Genomic DNA, 19,855 nt, shown 5'->3' on the forward strand with positions numbered 1-19,855 from the left:
AAAGGCCGGGGGCGGTGATGCCCCCGGCCTTTTTCATGAACGCCCTATGGAGGAGCGCCCTTTGGGCGGCTGCCTCAGAACATGCTCCCGGCCTGGCCCGGGGTGCCGATCATGGCCAGGAATTCGCGGCGGGTGCTGGGGTCGTTGCGGAAGGCGCCCAGCATGCGGCTGGTGACCATGGAGACGCCGGGCTTGTGGACGCCGCGGGTGGTCATGCACTGGTGCGACGCCTCGATCACCACGGCCACGCCCAGGGGCTGCAGCACCTCATCGATGGTGTTGGCGATCTGGGAGGTCATCTTCTCCTGGATCTGCAGGCGCTTGGCATAGACCTCGACCACCCGCGCCAGCTTCGAGATGCCGACGACGCGCGAGCGGGGCAGGTAGGCCACATGGGCGACGCCGATGATCGGCACCATGTGGTGCTCGCAATAGCTTTCGAAACGGATGTCGCGCAGCACGACCATCTCGTCGTAGCCGTCCGTCTCCTCGAAGGTGCGCGCCAGCAGCTCCATGGGATCGGAGGCATAGCCGGCGAAGAACTCCTCATAGCTGCGCACCACGCGGTCCGGGGTGCCCAGCAGACCCTCGCGGGTGGGATCGTCGCCCGCCCAGCGCAGCAGGGTGCGCACCGCCTCTTCCGCTTCCTCGCGGCTGGGGCGGCCTTGAGTGGTGGGGACGGAGCGGCGCCCGTGGACCGGCCCGGACACGACGGTGTCGGCGAGGGTTTTCTTGGCGTGGGACACGGTGTTTCTCCCTTGGACGGGCTGGCGTGGAGGCGAGGGGGCCGGACGAAAGGGCCGGTCCCCCGATGCAGGCATTCATGAAGGGTGCCGGCCGTGCCGTCTGTGACGGTTCTCGGACCCGGTATCCGCCTTTATCTACGGGCGAGGGGGCGTGTCAGTTCAGCGCCCCGCGCTCATGGGGGCTATCCAATGAAAAGGCGGGGATGCGCACGTCGAAGCGCGTCCCGTCCGTGCGCTCCATCTGATAGCTGCCGACCATGATGCCTGAGGGCGTGCCCAGGGGGGTGCCGCTGGTGTACTCGAAGGACTGGCCGGGGCTCAGCACCGGCTGTTCCCCCACCACGCCGGCGCCCCGCACCTCCTGCACCCGGCCGCGGGCGTCGGTGATGTGCCAGTAGCGGGTGCGCAGGCGCACCGTTTCGGCCCCGGTATTCTCGATTCGCACGGTGTAGGCCCAGACATAATGACCCTCGCGGGGCGAGGACTGGTCCTCCAGGAATTCCGGGCGCACGCTGACCCGGATGGCGTGGGTGGTTTCACTGTACATCGGACATGTCTTTCAGGGCGTTCCCAGGGCCTTTCCCGTGTCGCCGGCCCGCGCCTGGTGACGCCGGCGCCGGCCTGATCCGCGACAAATCTCCTGCTCCATCCTTCTTAGGCCTGTTCGTGACCAATCTCCAGACCCTTGGGGCACCGATGCCGCCGCGCTCGCCCCAGGTGGGCGACCAGGTGTCCCCCGCCATGTGCTTGAGCCAGGGGGCGGCCAGCATTGCGGGGCGCGGGATGCCGATCCCAGCGCAGCGATGGCCTGGGTGCAAAAACACGCTTGCGCCCGGGGGGGCTTGGCCTCATATAGGCCCTCAGGTGCAACTACCGACGGCGCGTTATATGTACGCCAGCCTCCTCCTTCGACGACGACCCTGCGGTCGCCTGCTGTGCGGGCGACAGGGTCGTATCACGGCCGGACGCTGACGCGTCGCCTCATCCTGGCGACGCCCCTCGGTTCCGGTCTCTAGGCGCCCACCGCGCCATCGTTTTAGAGAACCGGGACACCCCAATCGTATGATCCTGACGACTGAGCTGCCGGCGCACGCCGGCGCCATCGAACGCCTGCTCGACACCGCCTTCGGACCGAAGCGCAAAGCCAAGACCGTTTACCGCCTGCGCCGGGGCGTGGCCCCCGTGGCCGACCTGTGCATGGTCGCCCTGGATGAGACCGCCCCCGGCTATTCCGCTGCCCAGCCGCGCCTGGTGGCCTCCATCCGCTACTGGCCGGTGATGGCCGCCGACGGCACGATGACCCTGATGCTGGGCCCCATCGCCGTGGCCGAGGATTACCGGTCCGCCGGCCTGGGCGGTCAGCTCATCCGCGCCAGCCTGGCCCGGGCCCAGGCCCTGGGCTATCCCAGCGTGCTGCTGGTGGGCGACGCCCCCTATTACAACCGCTTCGGCTTCACCCGCCAGCCGGTGCTGGGCCTGAAGCTGCCGGGCCCGGTGGAACTGGAACGCTTCCTCGGCCTGGAATTCGTCCCCGGCGCGCTCAGCAACGCCCACGGCATGCTGGGCCGCGTCCCGACCCGCACGACGGCCGCCGCCGAAGCTGCAGCCGGTGAAACCGGCGTCACCAAGCTGGCCCGCCAGCGCCGGAGGGCGGTTCGCTGACCCATCCGGCCCCCCGGCCAATTGCAACGGCCGGGACCCGTGAGCGGGTTATCGCGCGTGCCAAGCGCCGTTTCAGCCTCTCAAGGCTTACTGCCGCTTGAACGCCGCCCCGGAAAGCCCTATAAGCTCCTTCCCGGCGCGGGTGTAGCTCAATGGTAGAGCAGAAGCTTCCCAAGCTTACGACGAGGGTTCGATTCCCTTCACCCGCTCCAACAACTTCCCTAGAAAATCAGTCCCTTAGCGCCCCGGCACTATGCCGGGTGGGGCCGCGTTGTGCCTGATTCTGCCCCCAAGCAGGCTTAACCGGCGCTTACACGATGGCGGTATAAGCGGGTTGGAAGCCATCTCCGCGAATCGCCTTTCTCGCACCGCCCCCTATAAGCGCCTTTGTGTAAGCAAGGGATGCCCCGCCATGGCCCGCGACCAAGACCCGTCGTGGATGTGCCGCGGTGGCCCCTGCTTGTTCTCCTCTGCAAGCGGCTGAAATGATCAGGCTGGTGTGCCGCCCCTCCCGCGCGTCCTCGATTCCGCGTCGCAAAGCCGGTATTCGGGGCCCTTATTCACGGCAGCCGGCTTCATTGAACGATCTATTTATAAGATCAAAATCATAACAATTAGCTGTTAGATAGATTGGTTCGACAGACGCACATGTGTCCCAACAAGGAGACACATCGTGACCAAGCAAAGCCCGTCCCTGTTCCACCGCCTTCCCGCCCTCAAGGTGCTGCCTGGCCTCGCGCTCTGTCTGGCGGTCACGGGGGCGGCTTTCGTCCTGCAGGAAATCGAAACGGCCTTGTTCGGGCGGGCCTGGCTTGAGGCGCTGGTGCTCGCCATCCTGATCGGCACCGTCGTCCGCACTGCCTGGACGCCGGACCGCCGCTGGTTTCCTGGCATCTCGTTCAGCGCCAAGTTCCTGCTGGAACTCGCCGTTATCCTGCTGGGCGCCTCGGTCAGTGCCGCCACGATCCTCGCCGCCGGGCCTGGACTGCTCCTGGGCATCGCCGGCGTGGTGGGGGCCGCCATCGCGGCGAGCTTCTTCATCGGCCGTCTGCTCCGCCTGCCTCCGCGCATGGCCCTACTGGTGGCCTGCGGCAATTCTATCTGTGGCAACTCGGCCATCGCCGCAGTGGCGCCGGTCATCGGCGCCGACGGCGACGATGTCGCGGCCTCAATCGGCTTCACCGCCGTCCTGGGTGTGGTGGTCGTACTGGGGCTGCCGCTGGTCGGCCTCGCGCTGCATCTGGACGGGCTGCAATACGGCACCCTGGCGGGCCTGACCGTCTATGCCGTGCCGCAGGTGATCGCGGCCGCGGCGCCCGCTGGCGCCACCGCCATCCAGATGGGCACGCTGGTCAAGCTGGTGCGCGTGCTGATGCTGGGCCCGGTGTGCCTGGCCCTGTCGCTGATCGCGCCGAAACTGCGTGAGGAAACCGACGAGATGCCGCCGCACGTCACCGCCGGCGAGCGCCCGGCGCGCGGCCGCACGCCCATCCATCACCTGGTGCCATGGTTCATCGTCGGCTTCCTGGCCCTGGTGGCGCTGCGTTCCTTCGGCTTGATCCCGCATGCCGTGCAAGCGCCGGCCAATGAGATGGCGACGCTGCTGACCGTCGTGTCCATGGCCGCCCTTGGCCTGGGCGTGGACATCCGCACGGTGGCGCAGGCCGGCGGGCGGGTCACGGCGGCGGTTGTGCTGTCACTTCTGGTGCTCGGAGGCATCAGCCTCGGCCTCATCCATCTGCTGGGGGTGGCCTGAACCAGGCCGCCCCTCCTTATCCACCGCAGCGGAGTTCATCATGACGCGGTCCCTTCCCCTTTTCTCCCTCGTCGCCGCCTTGGCCCTGGCCGCTGGGCCAAGCCTCGCCGCCCCGCCCGCCGGCAGCCCGGCACAGCCTGCCCAGGCTTCCGCGGCCGCCCAAGCGCCGGCCGCGGAAGCCCCGGTGACCTGCAAGAGCGGCATCGCCCTTCAGCTTCTCGGTTCGGGCGGTCCGATTTCCGATGACGGCCGCGCCTCGTCCGGGGCGGTGATCTGGATCGACGGCAAGGCGCGGCTGTTGATCGACGCCGGCGGCGGCACTTACCTGCGCTACGGCCAGTCGGGTGCGCGCCTTGAAGACCTGGATTTCATCGGTATCTCGCATTTCCACACCGATCACGTCGCCGATTTGCCGGCGATCCTCAAGGGCGCCTATTTCCTCAGCGGAAACCATGAGGTGCAGCTGGTCGGGCCGAGCGGCGACGCGAACTTCCCCAGCATGACCACCTTCTTCGATCGTGAGTTCGGCCGGGGGCATGGCGCGTTCGAATATCTGTCGGGGCTGTCAAACGCCTCGGACGGGCTGCAACTGGCGGTCCACCCAAGCGACGTGAATGTCGCCAGCCCCGGCGCCACCCGCGTCTGGCAGGGAGACGGCGTTACGGTTTACGCCTTCGGCATTCCGCATGGCGATGTTCCCGCCCTCGCCTTCCGCATTGAAACCCCGCAGGGCGTGATCGTGCTTTCCGCCGACCAGAATGGCAGCCGGAAGGAGTTCGTCGATTTCGCGCGCGGCGCCGACATCCTGATGATGCCAGCCGCGATCGACGACGACGCCGACGCGCAGTCCCGTTTCCTCCACGCGACGCCCACAATCGTCGGCAAGATCGCCGCGGCCGTGAACCCCAAGATGCTGGTCCTCGACCACTTCATGGGCCGGTCCCTGAGGGACAAGGACAAGAATGTCGGGGTCATCCGGCAGTTCTACACGGGCCCGGTCTATGCCGGCCGCGACCTTTCCTGTTTCCCCCTGTCCCATTGAGATCAAAGGAGAGCATGCCATGAAGCACGGAATCATCCTCGGTATTGCCGCCGCCTCGCTGCTGACCGCCCAGGCCTTCGCGGCGCCGCAGCCGCCCGTTCCCGCTTCGGCCAGCCAACCAGCCAAGGGCGGTGGCAAGTGCGCCAGCGGCAAGTGCGGAACCGAGAAGATCTATAGCCAGACCAAGCTGCAGCATGATCCGAACGGTGAGCTTGTCCGCGCCCGCGACGGCAAGTGCGGCCTGACCGGCAATGGCTATGACGTGACGGAGAACAGCCGCACCCGGCTGGCGGAGGGCGTATGCGGCCGATAACGCCCGGGCATCGCGGGCTCGGGCTTCGGCCCGAGTTCGTCGACACGCTCCTCGAGACGCCGGCAGTCGATGGGGTGGACTTCCTGGAAATCGCCCCTGAAAACTGGATGCACGTCGGCGGCCGCAAACGCGACCAACTGGACCGGATCGCTGGTCGCTACCCCCTGGTCGCGCATGGTCTGAGCCTATCGATCGGCGATACCCAGCCGCTCAATACCCCCTTCGTGCGCGAGGTTCGCCGTTTCCTCGACGACTATCACATTGATATCTATAGCGACCATCTCAGCGCCTCGCGGGACGGCACGGGATATCTCTATGATCTCCTGCCCATCCCCCGCCGGGCCGAAAATCTGGACTATCTCGCGGGCCGCATCCGGCAGGTGCAGGATATCACGGGTCGGCAACTGGTCCTGGAGAACATCTCCGCCTATCACGGCTATCCCGGGGAAATGCCCGAGGGCGCCTTCCTGGCCGAACTGGCTGGGCGATGCGGATGCGGCATCCTGCTGGACATCAACAACGCCTATGTCAACGCACGGAACCGGGGCACGGACGTTCGCGCCTTCCTCGCGGAGTTGCCGACGCAGGCGCTGGTCTACTACCACATCGCCGGCCATCTTGAGTTGGGCGACGGGATGCTGCTCGACACGCATGGAACACCCGTCGCCGACGCGGTCATGCGGCTCGCCCGCGAGGTTTGGGCAACGCATGGGCCGCGCCCCCTGCTGCTGGAGCGCGACAATTTTGTGCCGGCGCTGGATGTGTTGCTGGGCGACCTCGACGCCGTCGCGGCCGTCCTCCGGGAGGGGGAGGACCGCCATGTCCACGCCTGATGCCGGGCCGCCGCCGCTCATGGCCGAGGAACTGGCCGCGTTCTGCCAGGACGCGCGGCGCGGCCGCGTTCGACTGTACGGCCAATTGCTGCGTGAAAATATCGCCGAAGCGCTGCGCTCCAGCTTCCCGCTGTTCGTCCAGCGGTTCGGTAGCGTCGCGCTGGAGGACGCGATCGACGCCTTTATCACCCTGCACCCGGCGCTGCGTCCCCAATTCCACCATATAGCGACCGAGTTCGTTGTCTTCGCCCAACGCGGGCGCCTGCTGTCCCCCCGGCTGACGGCTTTGCTTGAATATGAGTGGGCGCTGTTGGCGGCGGAGATCGATCCGGCGCGGGTGTCGCCGGAGGGCGCCGCTGGCGCGTACATCCGGCTGAACCCCACCGCGCGGCTTGTCCTGCTTCCGTTCGACCCATCTGCAGCCGCTGAACCTGGTGTCGAGGGTGCGGGGGGCGACGAGCGTCCCTACGCCTTGTTCCGCACCGCCGACCACCGGGTGCTCATCCAGCCGCTGACATTCCAGGACTGCCTGGTGGTCGAACAGATCCGCGACGCGGGGGCGATGCTTCCGGAAACGCTGACCGATCTGCTGGTGGCCGATCTGTCCCCACCCGACCTTCAGACCAGTCTGGCACACGGTCTCGCGTGCGGCCTGTTCTGCGTGACGCCTGAGCCCATCGGAGAACCATCATGAAGCTGATCCCCCTTATCACCACCGCCTTGGACAAGGCGCGTACGCTGGATTTCCTCGCGCCGCTCGCCATCCGCCTGTATCTGCTGCCCACCTTCTATGAAGGGGCCCATGCGAAGATCACCGGCTTCGCGGGGCTGGTGCAGTGGTTCGGCTCCCCGGTGGCGCAGGGCGGCTTGAACCTGCCCGCGCCGCTGCTGATGGCCGTCTTCGCCACCGCGGCCGAAACCGCCGGCTGTGTCTGCCTGACGCTGGGGCTGTTCACGCGCCTGGTCTCGATCCCGCTGATGGTGACGATGACCGTCGCCGGGTTGTCGGTTCATTGGTCGCATGGCTGGGCGGCGATCGCGGGCAAGACTGCGGAATCGACCCTGCGGCTGCAAGGTTTCATGGAATGGCTGGCTCAGAACTTCCCTGGCCGATTCAACTACATTACCCAGCTTGGCGACCCGGTGATCCTGAACAACGGCATCGAATTCACGGCGACCTACGTCATTATGCTCGCGGCCTTGTTCTTCTACGGTGGCGGAAAGTACGTCAGCCTTGATTATTGGCTGGCCCGCACCTCCGCGAATCCGCGCACGGACTTGTCCCGCGCCGGCGCGTGAGCCAGCCCGGCCGGTGCGCCGACTGGATGGGACGGCCGCTTCCGGAACGCGGCCGTTTCCGCCCGCCGGGTCCTTGCCAGGATCCCACCGCCTCACTGCCGCCACGGTTCCTCCCCACATTACAAGTGTGTAACCCGTCCGGGGCTTGGTCGCTTTCCCGTTGAATCGCCGGGCCAGTGGGACAATATGGAAATCGCGGCCCATGGGGGTCGCCTGGGTTTAACCTGGGATCATTCGAGGAACGTCATGGCTATTGGACCCTACAATCGTTTTGCGTCGAGCACCGGCGCTTACGACCGGGCCCTGTTCGATGAGGGCCTGCGCCAGCACATGCTGCGCGTTTTCAACTACATGACCGTCGGCCTGATCGTCACCGGCCTTGTCGCCTTCTTCGGGGCCCAGTCCCCGGCCCTGGTGGCGGCCATCTTCGGCACCCCGCTGAAGTGGGTGGTTATGCTGGCGCCGATCGGCTTCGTGTTGGCGTTGTCGGCCGGCATCAACCGCATGTCGTCAGGCACGCTGCGCACCGTCTTCTTCGCCTACTGCGCCGTCATGGGCCTGTCGCTCATGAGCCTGTTCCTGGTGTTCACCGGCGCCAGCATCGCCCGTGTGTTCTTCATCTCCGCCGCCACCTTCGCCGGCGCCTCGCTGTACGGCTACACCGCCAAGCGCGACCTGACGCAGTTCGGCTCGTTCCTGATCATGGGCGTCATCGGCCTGGTCATCGCCAGCCTGGTCAACATCTTCCTGGCCTCCAGCGCGCTGCAGTTCGCGGTGTCGGTGCTGGGTGTGCTGATCTTCACGGGCCTGACCGCCTATGACAGCCAGCGCATCAAGGAGATGTATGCCGAGTCCTGGGGGGTCGAGGCCAACACCAAGCTGGCCGTCATGGGCGCGCTGAGCCTGTACCTGGACTTCATCAACATCTTCATCTCCCTGATGCAGCTGATGGGCGACCGCCGCAACTAAGCGGAACCCGCCAGCAACCAAAGGGTTGAGGGGCCGTCCGGGCAACCGGGCGGCCCTTTCCTTTGAGGGCCGCCGCCGGCCATGATGGGGCGCGTTCCGTCCGTCGCCGCCAAGAGGTCCGCCGCCATGATCTTCCTCTACACCGACTTCGGCTGGTCCGGCCCCTATGTCGGCCAGATGCGGGCGGCGCTGGTGGCGCGCGCGCCGGCGGGCACCCCCATCATCGACCTGATGCACGACGCCCCGGCCTTCGATCCCCTGGCCGCCGGTCGTCTGCTGGCCGCCATCCTGCCCGCCACCCTGGCGGCGTTGCCGCTCGTCACCATTCCCGCCGTCTTCCTGGCCGTGGTCGACCCCGGCGTGGGCACGCACCGCCGGCCGCTGGCCATACGCCTCTCGGGCAAGCTGGGGCGCCCCGTCTGGCTGGTGGGGCCGGACAACGGCCTGTTCCAGCCCGTGATCCATGACACCATCGCCACTGGCGGGTTGGCCGAGGCGTGGGAGATCACCTGGCGGCCCCCGGTCCTGTCCGTGTCCTTCCATGGCCGCGACCTGTTCGCGCCCGTGGCGGCTCGGGTGGCCGAGGGTCGGGATATGGGCGATTGGGCCCGTCCCCTGGCCGTGGACGACCTGGCGGACGACCTGGCGGGCGCGGCGCCCTCGGGGGAAAGAGGGGAGGGCGACACGGTCGGGAACGGCCGAATCCTCTATATCGACGGCTATGGCAACGGCTGGACCGGGTTGCGCCCCACCGGGGCGCTGGACGGCAGCGTGGCACCCGATGCCCGGCTGTGGGTGGGTGGTCCCGAGGGGGGCCGGGCGGTGGAACCCGCCCGCACCTTCGGCGCCGTGCCCCAGGGGGCCGCCTTCTGGTACGTCAATTCCAGCGGGTTGGTGGAGATCGCCGTGAATCAGGGCCGCGCCGATGAGGCGCTGGGCTTCACCCTGGGCTCCCCCGTCGGGGTGCGGGCCCCTTACATCAAGCTATAGGCGGCAAACGGTAGATGGCGATCCAAACGGAGGCCCCGACCGGGGCCGCCGGAGTTTTGTGGGGAGCGAAGCGGACCGCAAAACGAGGACGGGCCAAGCCAGCGGATGCTGGCGCCCGGCGCTTGAGGGCGAAAACCTAATGCGCCGTCGGCACCACGGTGGCCTCATCCATCAGGGCCAGGAAGGGCAGGTCGCTGGGCTGGTTGCCATAGCCCCAGCGGCGGCCATAGGGTCCCGTCTCCCGCATCCACAGCGCCAGGCGGCGCGCCTTCTCCGCCCGCACGCAGTTGCCGGCCACCATTTCCCCCGTCAGCAGACCGTCGTCGCCCACCGCCATTTCCGTGCCCAGCAGGTCATGCACCGGCAGGTCGGCCAGCAGGGTGGGCATGTACAGGGTCAGGGCCCCGGTCGCCACCAGCACGCGATGCCCCTGGTCGGCGTGCCGCAGCAGGGTGTCGCGCAACGGGGTGTTCCAACGCACCCAGGCCGCCATGTCCGCCGCCGCCGCCTGAGCCCGCGCCAGGGGCACCCCCGCCAGGCAGCGGCGCAACAGCCGGCGCTTGAACGCCGTTCTGAAATCATCGTCGGCATCGGCGGGGTGGCCCCCCTTCACCAGGGCGGCGCGGCCGGGCAGGCGGCGGGAGGCGGCACCCGCGGCGCTGCGGGCCAGGTGGCGGCGCAGCGTCTCGCCCCCCGCCACCCGCGCCAGGAAGGGCAGCAAGCTGTCGCCCCGCACCAGCGTGCCGTCGAAGTCGAACACCGCCAGGCCGGGCAGGCCCTCCGCCGGCGGGACGGCGCCCGCTGGGGCCTCAACGGTCGGACGGGCGATGGGCTGGGACATGGGGCGGCTCAAGGGACAAGGCGGGCACGAGGGGGCGCGGCGGGGGAGGGACGGTCTGTCGCACCCCCTGGGCACTCCGCGCCATAAAACGGGGTGGGCCGCTTCCTCTCAAGGGTTTTTCGCGCTAAGTGTCGGCCTTTCCGCCCAAGACCGACGGCAGTGCCATGATCACCACACCCACGGCCCCCACGACCCCTACCGCCGCCGAGGCGGCCAAGCCTTACAAGATCATCATCGACACGGACCCCGGCCAGGATGACGCCGTCGCCATCCTGCTGGCGCTGGCCAGCCCGGAGGATGTGGAGGTGCTGGGCATCACCGCCGTGGCCGGCAACGCGCCCCTGCCCTGGACGGAGAAGAACGCCCGCCGGGTGTGCGAACTGGCGGGCCGGCCCGATGTTAAGGTGTTCGCCGGGTGCGACCGGCCCCTGGTGCGCCTGCTGCACACGGCGCCGGAGGTGCATGGCGACACCGGCCTGGATGGCCCGGTGCTGCCCGAGCCCACCATGCCCCTGCAGGCGCAGCACGCCGTCGACTTCATCATCGAGACGGTGATGCGGGAGGAGCCGGGCAGCGTCACCCTCTGCCCCCTGGGGCCGCTGACCAACGTGGCCCGCGCCCTGGTGAAGGAGCCCGCGATCGCCACCCGGCTGCGCCAGATCGTGCTGATGGGCGGCGCACAGATGGAGGGCGGCAATTCCACCCCCTGCGCCGAGTTCAACATCTATGTCGACCCGCACGCTGCCGACATCGTTTTCAAGTCGGGCGTGCCCATCGTCATGTTTCCGCTGGACGTCACCCACCAGGTGCTGACGGCCCGCCGCCACATGGACCGCATCCAGGCCGTGGGCAACCGTGTGTCCCAGGCGACGTATGAGATGCTGGACTTCTACCAGCGCTATGACGAGCACAAGTACGGCACCGATGGCGGCCCGCTGCACGATCCCTGCGTCATCGCCTGGCTGATCCGGCCGGAGATTTTCCAGGGCAAGACGGTGAATGTGGAAATCGAGACGGCCAGCCCGCTGACCACCGGCCAGACGGTCATCGACCGCTGGAACACCACGGGCCGCCCGCGTAACGCCACCGTCATGCTGAAGGCCGACAGCGACGCCTTCTTCGACCTGCTGGTGGAACGCTTGACGCGCTTCGGCTGATACGGCGTCTCAGGCTTAGGGTGCAATCAGCAGCTGCACGATATTTGCAAGGTTGTCGTCCTGGGTGGGGGCCGCCCCCACCTCTTTTTGGTAAACAGGGGACGATGATGGCTGCAATGATCGTCGCGGAGGGGGGCTCCGCCGCCGCGGGCGGGACGGGGGCCGCCGCTGACAAGAAGACTCAGGACAAGAAGGCCGAGGACCAGAAGACGGACAGCGAGTTCGCCGCGTTGCTGAAGGGGGGGAAAGATGACCCGAAGGCGACGTTGGCGGAAATCACCACCGGGGGTGTGCCGGGCTACTGGGCTTGGCGGCTCAAGGAATTGAAGGCCGAGATCGCCAGCCGCGTCATGGGCCAGATGGGGGTCACCCGCCAAGGTCTGGCCGCCATGTCCGACGATGACAGGGCCGGGGTCGAGCGCCTCATCATGCGCGAAGTGGCGCGCGTCGTCAGGGAAATGACCACCGGGCAGACGCGCAAGGGACCGGGACTGGAGGATGCCCCACCCGACGCCGGCACCCTGTTGGAGGATACCGGCGGCCAGGCCAGTGGGGACGCGGGGGCTGCGGTCCAGCCCCGGACAGCCAGCCGTGGCCTGGACGAATCCACGCTGTCGGGGATGCTGGCGCAACAGGAAGTGGCCGGCTGAGCATGGCCGACAGATCGGCAATAGTTGCCGATCTGTCGGAATCCTTTGCCGGGGCGGACGGCGCTGCCTGCCTGGCTATTTGGGAGAAGGCGGCGGTTCTCCTGATTTTTCGGCTGGCCCGTCGCGGCCCGCAACTTGCTTGAAATCGTGGGCGGGCCGTAGGTTGCCGCCTGCCCCGTCGGGCAGGGGCTTGCACCCGGCCGAGGTCTATCCGCATCGTCATTTCATGGGACAGGAGGCTGAAGGCCATGTCGTTCCTGAACACCGGAAACCATACCCAGGCCAACGCCTATGGCGGATTCGGCGCCACGGGTGCCGGTGCCGCCGGTTCGACCGGGGCGCAGGGCGGTGGCCTGTCCGTCAGCCAGACCGATGGCGCCTTCGCCAACATGCTGAAGGGCGAAGACGACCCCCAGACCCTGCTGAAGGACATGACCAGCGGTGGTGTCCAAGGGTACTGGTCCTATCAGATCAAGCAGATGAAGCAGAAGATCGCGGAGGAGACGGTGCAGTCCAAGGGGCTGACCGCCCAGGGCATCGCCGCCCTGCCCGCCGATCAGCGCGCCGACCTGGAACGCCAGATCATGCGCGAGGTGGAGCAGAAGGTCCGCCAGATGACCGCCGGCGGCAAGGAGGGCCTGGACGAAGCATCCAAGGCGGGGGGCGGACAGATGAATGGCGGCGGGGCGCAGATGGCTGCCAACGGCAACCAGACCGGCGCCCGCAGCGGCGTGCCCATCGCCGGGGGCGACACGCTGCAGGGCATCCTGGCCACCCAGGAGGCTGTGGGTTAGGGGACCGGCACGGCCGGCCCAAAAGCGAAGGGGCGACCCGAAGGCCGCCCCCGAAACCCGCGCGCCGATCACGCCGGCGCGTCACCTGATCATGGAACCGTTCAGTGCGACTTGCCGCTCTGGATGGTGCCGGAGATCGAGCCGCCGTCGGCGATGCTGATGCGGCCATAGCGGATGGTGCCGTCGACCTGGCCGGTCTCACCGATGGACAGGGTGCCGGTCACCTCGATGGTGCCGGTGGCGTGGCCGGAAACCTTCATGCTTTCCACCACGGCGGTCCCTTCGAAATGGCCGCCCTCGGCCACTTCCAGGACCTTCACCTCATTCAGCGTCACATCGACGAGGCGACCGGCGACATGCAGGGTGTGGCAATGGGAAATCTTGGCGCCCTCGATCCGCGCCTCGGGCGAGATGGTGGTGACGCCGCCGCCCACGTCGGGCGCGCCGTCCGCCTGCGGTGCGCCGTTCAGGCCCGGCCGCAGAAAGCTGCGCGGATCGAGGATGTCACTGGCCATCGGTCCCCCTCATAGTCCGGCGCAGGCCGGCATCATATGAACCCAGCCGGCGCAGGCCGGCATCGTATCAAAACAGCCGGCGCAGGCCGGCATCGTATCAACGTTCCCGGCACAGGCCGGCATCCCAAGAACAACTCCGGCACGGGCCGGCGCCTGTTCCCCACACGGCACCGCCCCACCCGCGAAAACGGGCCGGACACCCGGAAACTCTTAAGCGTTTCTGAGGCTTTTCGCAACATCTCCCGGGCCATGGGCGGGCTATGGGCGGTGCATGCATGGGCGTGCCCTTTTGGGTCGTTACCGCCGTCGCCGGGCATCTGCATTCCGGGCGCATGGCAGGGCCGTCCAGGATAGGGCCGGTTGCGATTGACGAAGGGCTTGCGGCACACAATAGTCGGCGGTTCAAAACCCCCGTCGGCGCGCCGGGGGACCCCCACGCTTTGTTATAATTCCGTGTAACGCGCCTCAGAAAATAAAGGAGTGTCAGGCCGTGATTCCTGTCGTGATGCCGACCTATTCCCGGATCGACGTTGTGTTCGAGCGGGGTGAGGGCTGCTTCCTCTACGACACGACCGGCCGACGATTCCTGGATTTCACCAGCGGCATCGCGGTGAACGCCCTTGGCCATGCCCACCCCTACCTGGTGGAAAAGCTGACCGAGCAGGCGCACAAGCTGTGGCACACCTCCAACCTGTTCCGCGTGGCGGGGCAGGAGAAGCTGGCCGGCCGCCTCAAGGAACTCACCTTCGCCGACACCATGTTCTTCACCAATTCCGGTGTCGAGGCCTGGGAATGCGGCGTGAAGCTGGTCCGCAAGTACCACTATGAGACCGGCCATCCGGAGAAGACCCGCTTCATCGTCGCCGGCGGCAACTTCCACGGCCGCACCATGACGGCCATCGCCGCCAGCGGCCAGGACAAGATGGTGAAGGGCTTCGGGCCGCTGCTCGACAGTTTCGACCGCGTCGCCTACGACGACGTCGAGGCGGTGAAGGCCGCCGTGACGCCGCAGACCGCCGCCATCCTGGTGGAGCCCATTCTGGGCGAGGGCGGCATCCGCCCCGCCAGCCTGGGTTATCTGAAGGCCTTGCGCGCCATCGCCGATGAACATGGCCTGCTGTTGTTCTTCGATGAGATCCAGTGCGGCGTGGGCCGTACCGGCAAGCTGTTCGCCTATGAATGGGCGGGGGTGACCCCCGATGTCATGTGCATCGCCAAGGGCATCGGCGGCGGCTTCCCGCTGGGCGCCTGCCTGGCCACCGAAAAGGCGGCCCAGGGCATGGTGGCCGGCACCCACGGCAGCACCTTCGGCGGCAACCCCCTAGCCATGGCCGTGGGCAACGCGGTGCTGGACGTGGTGCTGCAGCCGGGCTTCCTGGACAACGTCATCGCCAAGGGCGCCCTGCTGGAGGGCAAGTTGGACGATCTCGTGAAGCGCCATCCCTCCGTGCTGGACAGCGTGCGCGGCAAGGGCCTGATCCTGGGCCTGAAGTGTGTCGTTCCCGCGGGCGACCTGGTCACCGCCCTGCGCGATAACGGCATGCTGGTGGTGTCCGCCGCCGACAACGTCATCCGCATCCTGCCACCGCTGATCGTGGGCGAGGCCGAGATCAACGAGGCCGTGGCCATCCTGGACCGCACCTGCGCGGCCCTGGCGGCCTGAGGGGAGCCCAATCATGACCGCGACGACCAAGAAGGTCCGGCATTTCCTGGATATCAGTGATTTCGACACGGCCACGCTGCGCGAAATCCTGAACCGGGGCCGGGACCTGAAGAAGACCAACGGCACGGCCCAGCATCCCCAGCCCTTCCGGGGCCTGACGCTGGCGACCATTTTCGAGAAGCCGTCCACCCGCACCCGCGTCTCGTTCGAGGTGGGGATGCGCCAGCTGGGGGGCGACGTCATCACCCTGACGGGGCGCGAAATCCAGCTGGGCCATGGCGAGACCATCGCCGACACCGCCCGGGTGCTGTCGCGCTTCGTCAGCGTCATCATGATCCGCACGGATCATGAGACCAAGGTGCACGAGATGGCGGGGGCGGCCAGCATCCCCGTCATCAACGGCCTGACCGACACTTCCCACCCCTGCCAGATCATGGCGGACATCATGACGTTCGAGGAGAAGCGCGGACCCATCGAGGGCCGCGTCGTCTGCTGGAGCGGCGATGCCAACAACGTCTGCCAAAGCTGGATTCATGCGGCCGCCCGTTTCGGCTTCGAAATGAGGGTTGCGGCGCCGAAAAGCCTGCAGCCCACGGCCGACACCATCGCCTGGGCGGCGCGCGAAGGCGCCCGCCTGGTGGTGACGGACGATCCCAAGGCCGCGGCCGAGGGGGCGGACATCGTGGTGACCGACACCTGGGTGTCCATGCATCACAAGGATGCGCCTGCGCGCACGGCAATGCTGGCCCCCTTCCAGGTCAATGACGGGCTGATGAAACTGGCATCCCCCGACGCCATATTCATGCATTGCCTGCCGGCCCATCGGGAGGAGGAGGTGACCACCTCCATCATCGACGGGCCGCAGTCCGTCGTCTGGGACGAGGCGGAGAACCGCCTGCACGCCCAGAAGGGCATCCTGGCCTGGTGCCTGAACGCCTGATCGTTCCGGTATCGAAGCAAGGTTGCCTGGCTTTGAGGTTCCATAAGGCCCCGATCGGTTGACCCCGGTCGGGCGCCTTTATTTTTGGGGTAAGCGACCATGACCACCGCCGCCGTTTCCACCCTTGAGTCCTCCCCCGTTGCGCGGGACACCGACGTGGTGCAGCCCTTCCAGCTGGACCGGTCCAACCTGCGCGGCCGCATGGTGCGCTTAGGATCCGTGCTGGACGAGATTCTGAGCCGCCACGCCTATCCGGGGCCTGTCGCGCAGATGCTGGCGGAGACGATCACGCTGGCGAGCACGCTGGCGGCGGCGTTGAAGTATGAGGGCGTGTTCACCCTGCAGACCAAAGGCGACGGGCCTATCAAGCTGATGGTGGCCGACGTCACCAGCGCCGGTGCCGTGCGCGGTTACGCCCAGTTCGACGAGGACGCGCTGAAGGCCGCCCTGACGGCGGATGTCGAGGCGGCGCCCGTGCCCGCCTTGCTGGGCAAAGGGTATCTGGCCTTCACCGTCGACCAGGGGGAGCACACCCAGCGCTACCAGGGTATCGTCGGTCTGGACGGTGCCCGCATGGATGACTGCGTGCGCCACTATTTCACCCAGTCGGAACAGCTGGCCACGGGCATTGTCGTCCATGCTGGCCGCAGCGACGACGGCAACTGGGCCGGCGGCGCCATCATGCTGCAGGCTCTGCCCGATGAGGATGCCGGCAGCGTGGCGTCGGACGCCAAGCCCAGCGATTTGGAGGACGATTGGCGGCGGGCCATGGCCCTGCTGTCCACCGTCACCCCGGGTGAGGTGCTGGACCCGGCCCTGTCGGTGAACGACGTGCTGTACCGCCTGTTCCATGAGGAGGAGGTGCGCGCCTACGACCCCCACGGCCTGAACGCCCAGTGCCGCTGCTCGCGTGAGCGGGTGGTGACGGTGCTGCAGTCCCTGCCGCGCGAGGAGGTGGCGGAGCTGAAGGTCGACGGCGCGGTGGATGTGGCGTGCGAGTTCTGCAGCACCCACTACCGCTTCGACGATGCGGAGATCGAGGCCATTTACGGCCCGGCCTCCTGAGTGGAACGCTTTCGGTTGGGGTTCGCTTCGGCATCGCCGTTGAAGCGGACCCCGCCAGCGCTTACCTGCAGTGCCTGACTGTTTGCCGATCCCAAGGATGAAGATGATGACGACCGAAACCGCGACGCTGGCTGGTGGCTGCTTCTGGGGTATGGAGGATCTGATCCGCAAGGTGCCGGGCGTGGTCGACACCCGCGTCGGCTATATCGGCGGCGCGCTGAGCAACCCGACCTATAAGGAAGTTAAGACCGGCACCACCGGCCATGCCGAGGCCATCGAGATCACCTTCGATCCGGCCAAGCTGACCTATCGCCGGCTGATCGAGTTCTTTTTCCAGATTCATGACCCGACGACCGCCAACCGCCAGGGCAACGACATCGGCAGCCAATACCGCAGCGCCATTTTCTATGCCTCGCCCGAGCAGAAGGCGGCGGCGGAGGAAGTGACGGCCGAGGTCGACGCCTCCGGCCGCTGGCCGGGCAAGGTCGTCACCCAGATCGTGCCGGCCGGCCCCTTCTGGGAGGCGGAGGACTACCACCAGGATTATCTGGAAAAGAACATCGGCGGCTACACCTGCCACTGGGTGCGGCCCGACTGGGTGCTGACCGGCAAGTAAGCCGCGTCCAGATGCTGGAATGAAAGGCCGCCCTCCTCATCGGGGGCGGCCTTTTCGCATTCAGCGCTCCATCTCCCGCCCCGCCATCTCCCGCCCCACGGGATAGCGCAGATAGGCGGTGTCGCTGTAAGGCGTGCGCTCGTAGAACCAGGTCAGGCGCTGGTCCGGGCTGCCGGCGAAGGCGGGGTCGGCCTTCAGCTTGGCCTCGAACTCCGCTTTCAGGGCGGGGCTGGCCGCCAGCATGCGCTCCGCCAGCGGGGCGATGGCGTAGGGCTCGATATACTCGGTGCGTTGCAGGATTTCGGGGAAGAAGCCCCAGGCCAGGAACGACTCGCTGCTTTCGGCCTCCAGCAGCGCCGCCGCCAAATCGCCCAGCGGCTGGTCCGTGGGCACGCGTACGCTGCCCTTGGGATAGCGCACCGTGCGCGTCTCATGCGCGTAACCGGCCTTCGCCAGCATGACATGGCCCTCGTTGGCTTCTATGGCCAGCGCGGGCTCCACCAGCCGCACGCTGTCGACGGCGACGTCGCGCGGCCGGTCCAGCGTTTCCAGGACCAGACCGTGCAGGCGCAGCCGCTCGATGATCTCGGGCTTGGTGGCCGGCACCCAATAGGCCCGCGGCCGGGCGACACTGACGCTGACGTGGTCGCCGTAGACAGGCATGCGCACGGTGGGGCCCGGCCGGCCCAGCCAGCGCACCTCCGTTCCGCCTGAGGCGGGGGACAGGTAATCCTCGTGCCGCATGGTCTTGAAATCGATATCGCCGGCGGGTGTCTTCTCCGCCTCGAACGCCACGGGAATGGGATCGGGACGCCGGGCCCGGTCGGATGCCGTGGCCTGGCGCAGGGCCGCACCCTGGTTCGCCAGCAGGGTCAGCGCCCGCTCGACCAGGATATAGGTGCCCAGCACGCGCTGGCGGTAGGGCTTCAGCGCATGGTTCTCCACCAGCACGGTGGGGATATGGGCCAGATTGCCGTAACCGACGGAGAAGCGCAGGGGCGTGGTGCCGCCGGTGATGCCGCCCTCCGGCTTGCGGCCGTCGGCTTCCATCACCAGCGGGCCGGGGATGTGCCCGGCCTTGGTCAGGGCCTCGGTCTCCGCTGCCTTGAACGGGCCGGCCAGCCAGCGGTCGATGGCCGGGGAGAACGGGGCCCCGGCGCCCATATCGTCGCCAGGGGCCTCGTCATTGCCGAAGGTGATGTCATAGGCATAGTCCATGCCGTCGGTGACATGGATGTCCAGGTACAGGTCGGGCTGGTACCTGATGATCAGGGCTATCATGGCCCGCATCTCCGGCGCGTCCAGCTTGCCGTAGTCGCGGTTCAGGTTCAGGTTCTGCGCCGTGGTGCGCCAGCCCTGGTTCATGGGGCCGCGCTGGTTGGGCCGGTTATAGGCGCCCGCGCGCTCATGCCCATCGACGTTGAAGATGGGCACGAACAGCAGGTTCACGCCGTCCAGCAGGCCGTCCTTGCCGCGCTGGGTGATGTCGCGCAGCAGCATCAGGCCCGCGTCCTTGCCGTCGATCTCACCGGCGTGGATGCCGGCCTGCACCAGCAACAGGGGCTTGGCCGGGTCCGGCTTGCCGTCCACCAGGCCCTTGGCCGCCAGCACCGCCACCATCTCCCGCCCCTCGGGTGAGACGCCGAACACCTCCTGCCGCAACAGGGGGGACGCCGCGACCAGTCGGTCGATGAAGGCGCGGGTCTCGTCATAGCTGGGCGTGGCCGTCAGGCCGGTCAGCTCTGCCGGCGTGGCCCAGGGATCGCCCGCCTTCACCACCAGCTTTTCCGAGGCGCCGCGCCAGGAGGGCACGGGCGGCAGGAAGTCGGTATCCCAGGGCGCGCGTCCACCGCCGGTCTCCCGCGCGGCCGGCGCGGCCAGGGCCGGCGCGGCGGCGGACAGCATCAGGACGGCGCAGAGCGCCAGGCGATGAGGGCGGGGCATGGGCGGGGACTCGAGGAAAGCGGGGAGAGGGACTGGCGGACGGGGCGCTTGACCATGGCC

The 19,855-nt window shown here is 67.7% G+C and carries 21 protein-coding genes and 1 tRNA gene; 17 read left to right on the forward strand and 5 right to left on the reverse strand.

The genetic code is table 11. The features are described from left to right. Nucleotides 1-74 precede the first annotated feature (74 nt). Nucleotides 75-710, reverse strand: a complete 636-nt coding sequence (gene folE, locus FBZ90_RS20485) for a GTP cyclohydrolase I FolE (protein WP_246130621.1) — start codon at nucleotides 708-710, stop codon at nucleotides 75-77. A gap of 190 nt (nucleotides 711-900) precedes the next feature. Next, nucleotides 901-1,293 (reverse strand): Co2+/Mg2+ efflux protein ApaG, encoded by a 393-nt coding sequence (gene apaG, locus FBZ90_RS20490; RefSeq protein ID WP_145734849.1) that lies wholly within the window; start codon nucleotides 1,291-1,293, stop codon nucleotides 901-903. Between the two features lie 515 nt (nucleotides 1,294-1,808). On the opposite strand from apaG, the gene FBZ90_RS20495 reads away from it, so the two are divergent. The 10 genes from FBZ90_RS20495 (at nucleotide 1,809) to FBZ90_RS20540 (ending at nucleotide 9,610) form a co-directional block, all read left to right on the forward strand. Further along, on the forward strand, nucleotides 1,809-2,408 hold the full coding sequence (locus FBZ90_RS20495) for a GNAT family N-acetyltransferase (protein ID WP_145734850.1): 600 nt from the start codon (nucleotides 1,809-1,811) through the stop codon (nucleotides 2,406-2,408). A gap of 138 nt (nucleotides 2,409-2,546) precedes the next feature. Next, nucleotides 2,547-2,620, forward strand: a tRNA-Gly gene (locus FBZ90_RS20500). A gap of 461 nt (nucleotides 2,621-3,081) precedes the next feature. Continuing rightward, nucleotides 3,082-4,164, forward strand: a complete 1,083-nt coding sequence (locus FBZ90_RS20505) for a YeiH family protein (RefSeq protein ID WP_145734851.1) — start codon at nucleotides 3,082-3,084, stop codon at nucleotides 4,162-4,164. A 40-nt stretch (nucleotides 4,165-4,204) separates the two neighbouring features. Further along, the gene (locus FBZ90_RS20510) at nucleotides 4,205-5,206 is read left to right on the forward strand and encodes an MBL fold metallo-hydrolase (protein ID WP_145734852.1); all 1,002 of its coding nucleotides are present in this window, start codon (nucleotides 4,205-4,207) and stop codon (nucleotides 5,204-5,206) included. Between the two features lie 19 nt (nucleotides 5,207-5,225). After that, entirely contained in the window at nucleotides 5,226-5,519 is a 294-nt protein-coding gene (locus tag FBZ90_RS20515) for a hypothetical protein (RefSeq protein WP_145734853.1), read from the forward strand. Beyond that, a complete protein-coding gene (locus tag FBZ90_RS20520; protein ID WP_145734854.1) occupies nucleotides 5,507-6,352 on the forward strand; it encodes an MbnB/TglH/ChrH family RiPP precursor modification enzyme in 846 nt (281 codons plus the stop codon). The genes FBZ90_RS20515 and FBZ90_RS20520 overlap by 13 nt, the downstream gene beginning before the upstream one ends. Further along, nucleotides 6,339-7,046 (forward strand): HvfC/BufC family peptide modification chaperone, encoded by a 708-nt coding sequence (locus FBZ90_RS20525; RefSeq protein ID WP_211102218.1) that lies wholly within the window; start codon nucleotides 6,339-6,341, stop codon nucleotides 7,044-7,046. Before FBZ90_RS20520 ends, FBZ90_RS20525 begins: the two co-directional genes overlap by 14 nt. Next, the gene (locus FBZ90_RS20530) at nucleotides 7,043-7,651 is read left to right on the forward strand and encodes an HvfX family Cu-binding RiPP maturation protein (protein ID WP_145734855.1); all 609 of its coding nucleotides are present in this window, start codon (nucleotides 7,043-7,045) and stop codon (nucleotides 7,649-7,651) included. Before FBZ90_RS20525 ends, FBZ90_RS20530 begins: the two co-directional genes overlap by 4 nt. 246 nt (nucleotides 7,652-7,897) lie before the next feature. Next, nucleotides 7,898-8,620 (forward strand): Bax inhibitor-1/YccA family protein, encoded by a 723-nt coding sequence (locus tag FBZ90_RS20535; RefSeq protein ID WP_145734856.1) that lies wholly within the window; start codon nucleotides 7,898-7,900, stop codon nucleotides 8,618-8,620. An 81-nt stretch (nucleotides 8,621-8,701) separates the two neighbouring features. After that, nucleotides 8,702-9,610 carry an SAM hydrolase/SAM-dependent halogenase family protein gene (locus FBZ90_RS20540; RefSeq protein ID WP_246130594.1) on the forward strand — a complete coding sequence of 303 codons (909 nt, stop codon included), beginning with the start codon at nucleotides 8,702-8,704 and terminating at the stop codon, nucleotides 9,608-9,610. A gap of 136 nt (nucleotides 9,611-9,746) precedes the next feature. On the opposite strand, the gene FBZ90_RS20545 is transcribed toward FBZ90_RS20540, so the two are convergent. Then, entirely contained in the window at nucleotides 9,747-10,451 is a 705-nt protein-coding gene (locus tag FBZ90_RS20545) for an HAD-IB family phosphatase (protein WP_145734857.1), read from the reverse strand. A gap of 128 nt (nucleotides 10,452-10,579) precedes the next feature. Here FBZ90_RS20545 and FBZ90_RS20550 point away from each other — a divergent pair, with 128 nt between their 5' ends. The 3 genes from FBZ90_RS20550 to FBZ90_RS20560 all read left to right on the forward strand — a co-directional run bounded on the left by FBZ90_RS20550 (nucleotide 10,580) and on the right by FBZ90_RS20560 (nucleotide 13,052). After that, a complete protein-coding gene (locus tag FBZ90_RS20550) occupies nucleotides 10,580-11,608 on the forward strand; it encodes a nucleoside hydrolase (protein ID WP_420872612.1) in 1,029 nt (342 codons plus the stop codon). A 104-nt stretch (nucleotides 11,609-11,712) separates the two neighbouring features. Then, complete coding sequence (locus FBZ90_RS20555; RefSeq protein WP_145734858.1) at nucleotides 11,713-12,258, forward strand: hypothetical protein; 546 nt, start codon at nucleotides 11,713-11,715, stop codon at nucleotides 12,256-12,258. Nucleotides 12,259-12,506: 248 nt separating this feature from the next. Further along, nucleotides 12,507-13,052, forward strand: a complete 546-nt coding sequence (locus FBZ90_RS20560) for a hypothetical protein (RefSeq protein WP_145734859.1) — start codon at nucleotides 12,507-12,509, stop codon at nucleotides 13,050-13,052. A 101-nt stretch (nucleotides 13,053-13,153) separates the two neighbouring features. Here FBZ90_RS20560 and FBZ90_RS20565 read toward each other — a convergent pair whose 3' ends face one another. Then, nucleotides 13,154-13,567 carry a bactofilin family protein gene (locus tag FBZ90_RS20565; RefSeq protein WP_145734860.1) on the reverse strand — a complete coding sequence of 138 codons (414 nt, stop codon included), beginning with the start codon at nucleotides 13,565-13,567 and terminating at the stop codon, nucleotides 13,154-13,156. Between the two features lie 490 nt (nucleotides 13,568-14,057). Here FBZ90_RS20565 and FBZ90_RS20570 point away from each other — a divergent pair, with 490 nt between their 5' ends. The 4 genes from FBZ90_RS20570 (at nucleotide 14,058) to msrA (ending at nucleotide 17,851) form a co-directional block, all read left to right on the forward strand. Further along, nucleotides 14,058-15,230: an aspartate aminotransferase family protein gene (locus tag FBZ90_RS20570; RefSeq protein WP_145734861.1), complete on the forward strand. Its 1,173-nt coding sequence runs from the start codon at nucleotides 14,058-14,060 to the stop codon at nucleotides 15,228-15,230. Nucleotides 15,231-15,243: 13 nt separating this feature from the next. After that, nucleotides 15,244-16,170, forward strand: a complete 927-nt coding sequence (gene argF / locus FBZ90_RS20575; RefSeq protein ID WP_145734862.1) for an ornithine carbamoyltransferase — start codon at nucleotides 15,244-15,246, stop codon at nucleotides 16,168-16,170. A 99-nt stretch (nucleotides 16,171-16,269) separates the two neighbouring features. After that, complete coding sequence (gene hslO, locus FBZ90_RS20580) at nucleotides 16,270-17,235, forward strand: Hsp33 family molecular chaperone HslO (RefSeq protein ID WP_145734863.1); 966 nt, start codon at nucleotides 16,270-16,272, stop codon at nucleotides 17,233-17,235. 103 nt (nucleotides 17,236-17,338) lie between these two features. Next, nucleotides 17,339-17,851: a peptide-methionine (S)-S-oxide reductase MsrA gene (msrA, locus tag FBZ90_RS20585; RefSeq protein ID WP_477529317.1), complete on the forward strand. Its 513-nt coding sequence runs from the start codon at nucleotides 17,339-17,341 to the stop codon at nucleotides 17,849-17,851. A 60-nt stretch (nucleotides 17,852-17,911) separates the two neighbouring features. Here msrA and FBZ90_RS20590 read toward each other — a convergent pair whose 3' ends face one another. Then, the gene (locus tag FBZ90_RS20590) at nucleotides 17,912-19,795 is read right to left on the reverse strand and encodes a M14 family metallopeptidase (RefSeq protein ID WP_246130595.1); all 1,884 of its coding nucleotides are present in this window, start codon (nucleotides 19,793-19,795) and stop codon (nucleotides 17,912-17,914) included. Between the last annotated feature and the right edge of the window lie 60 nt (nucleotides 19,796-19,855).

This window comes from Nitrospirillum pindoramense, assembly GCF_007827955.1.
Lineage (GTDB): Bacteria > Pseudomonadota > Alphaproteobacteria > Azospirillales > Azospirillaceae > Nitrospirillum > Nitrospirillum amazonense_B.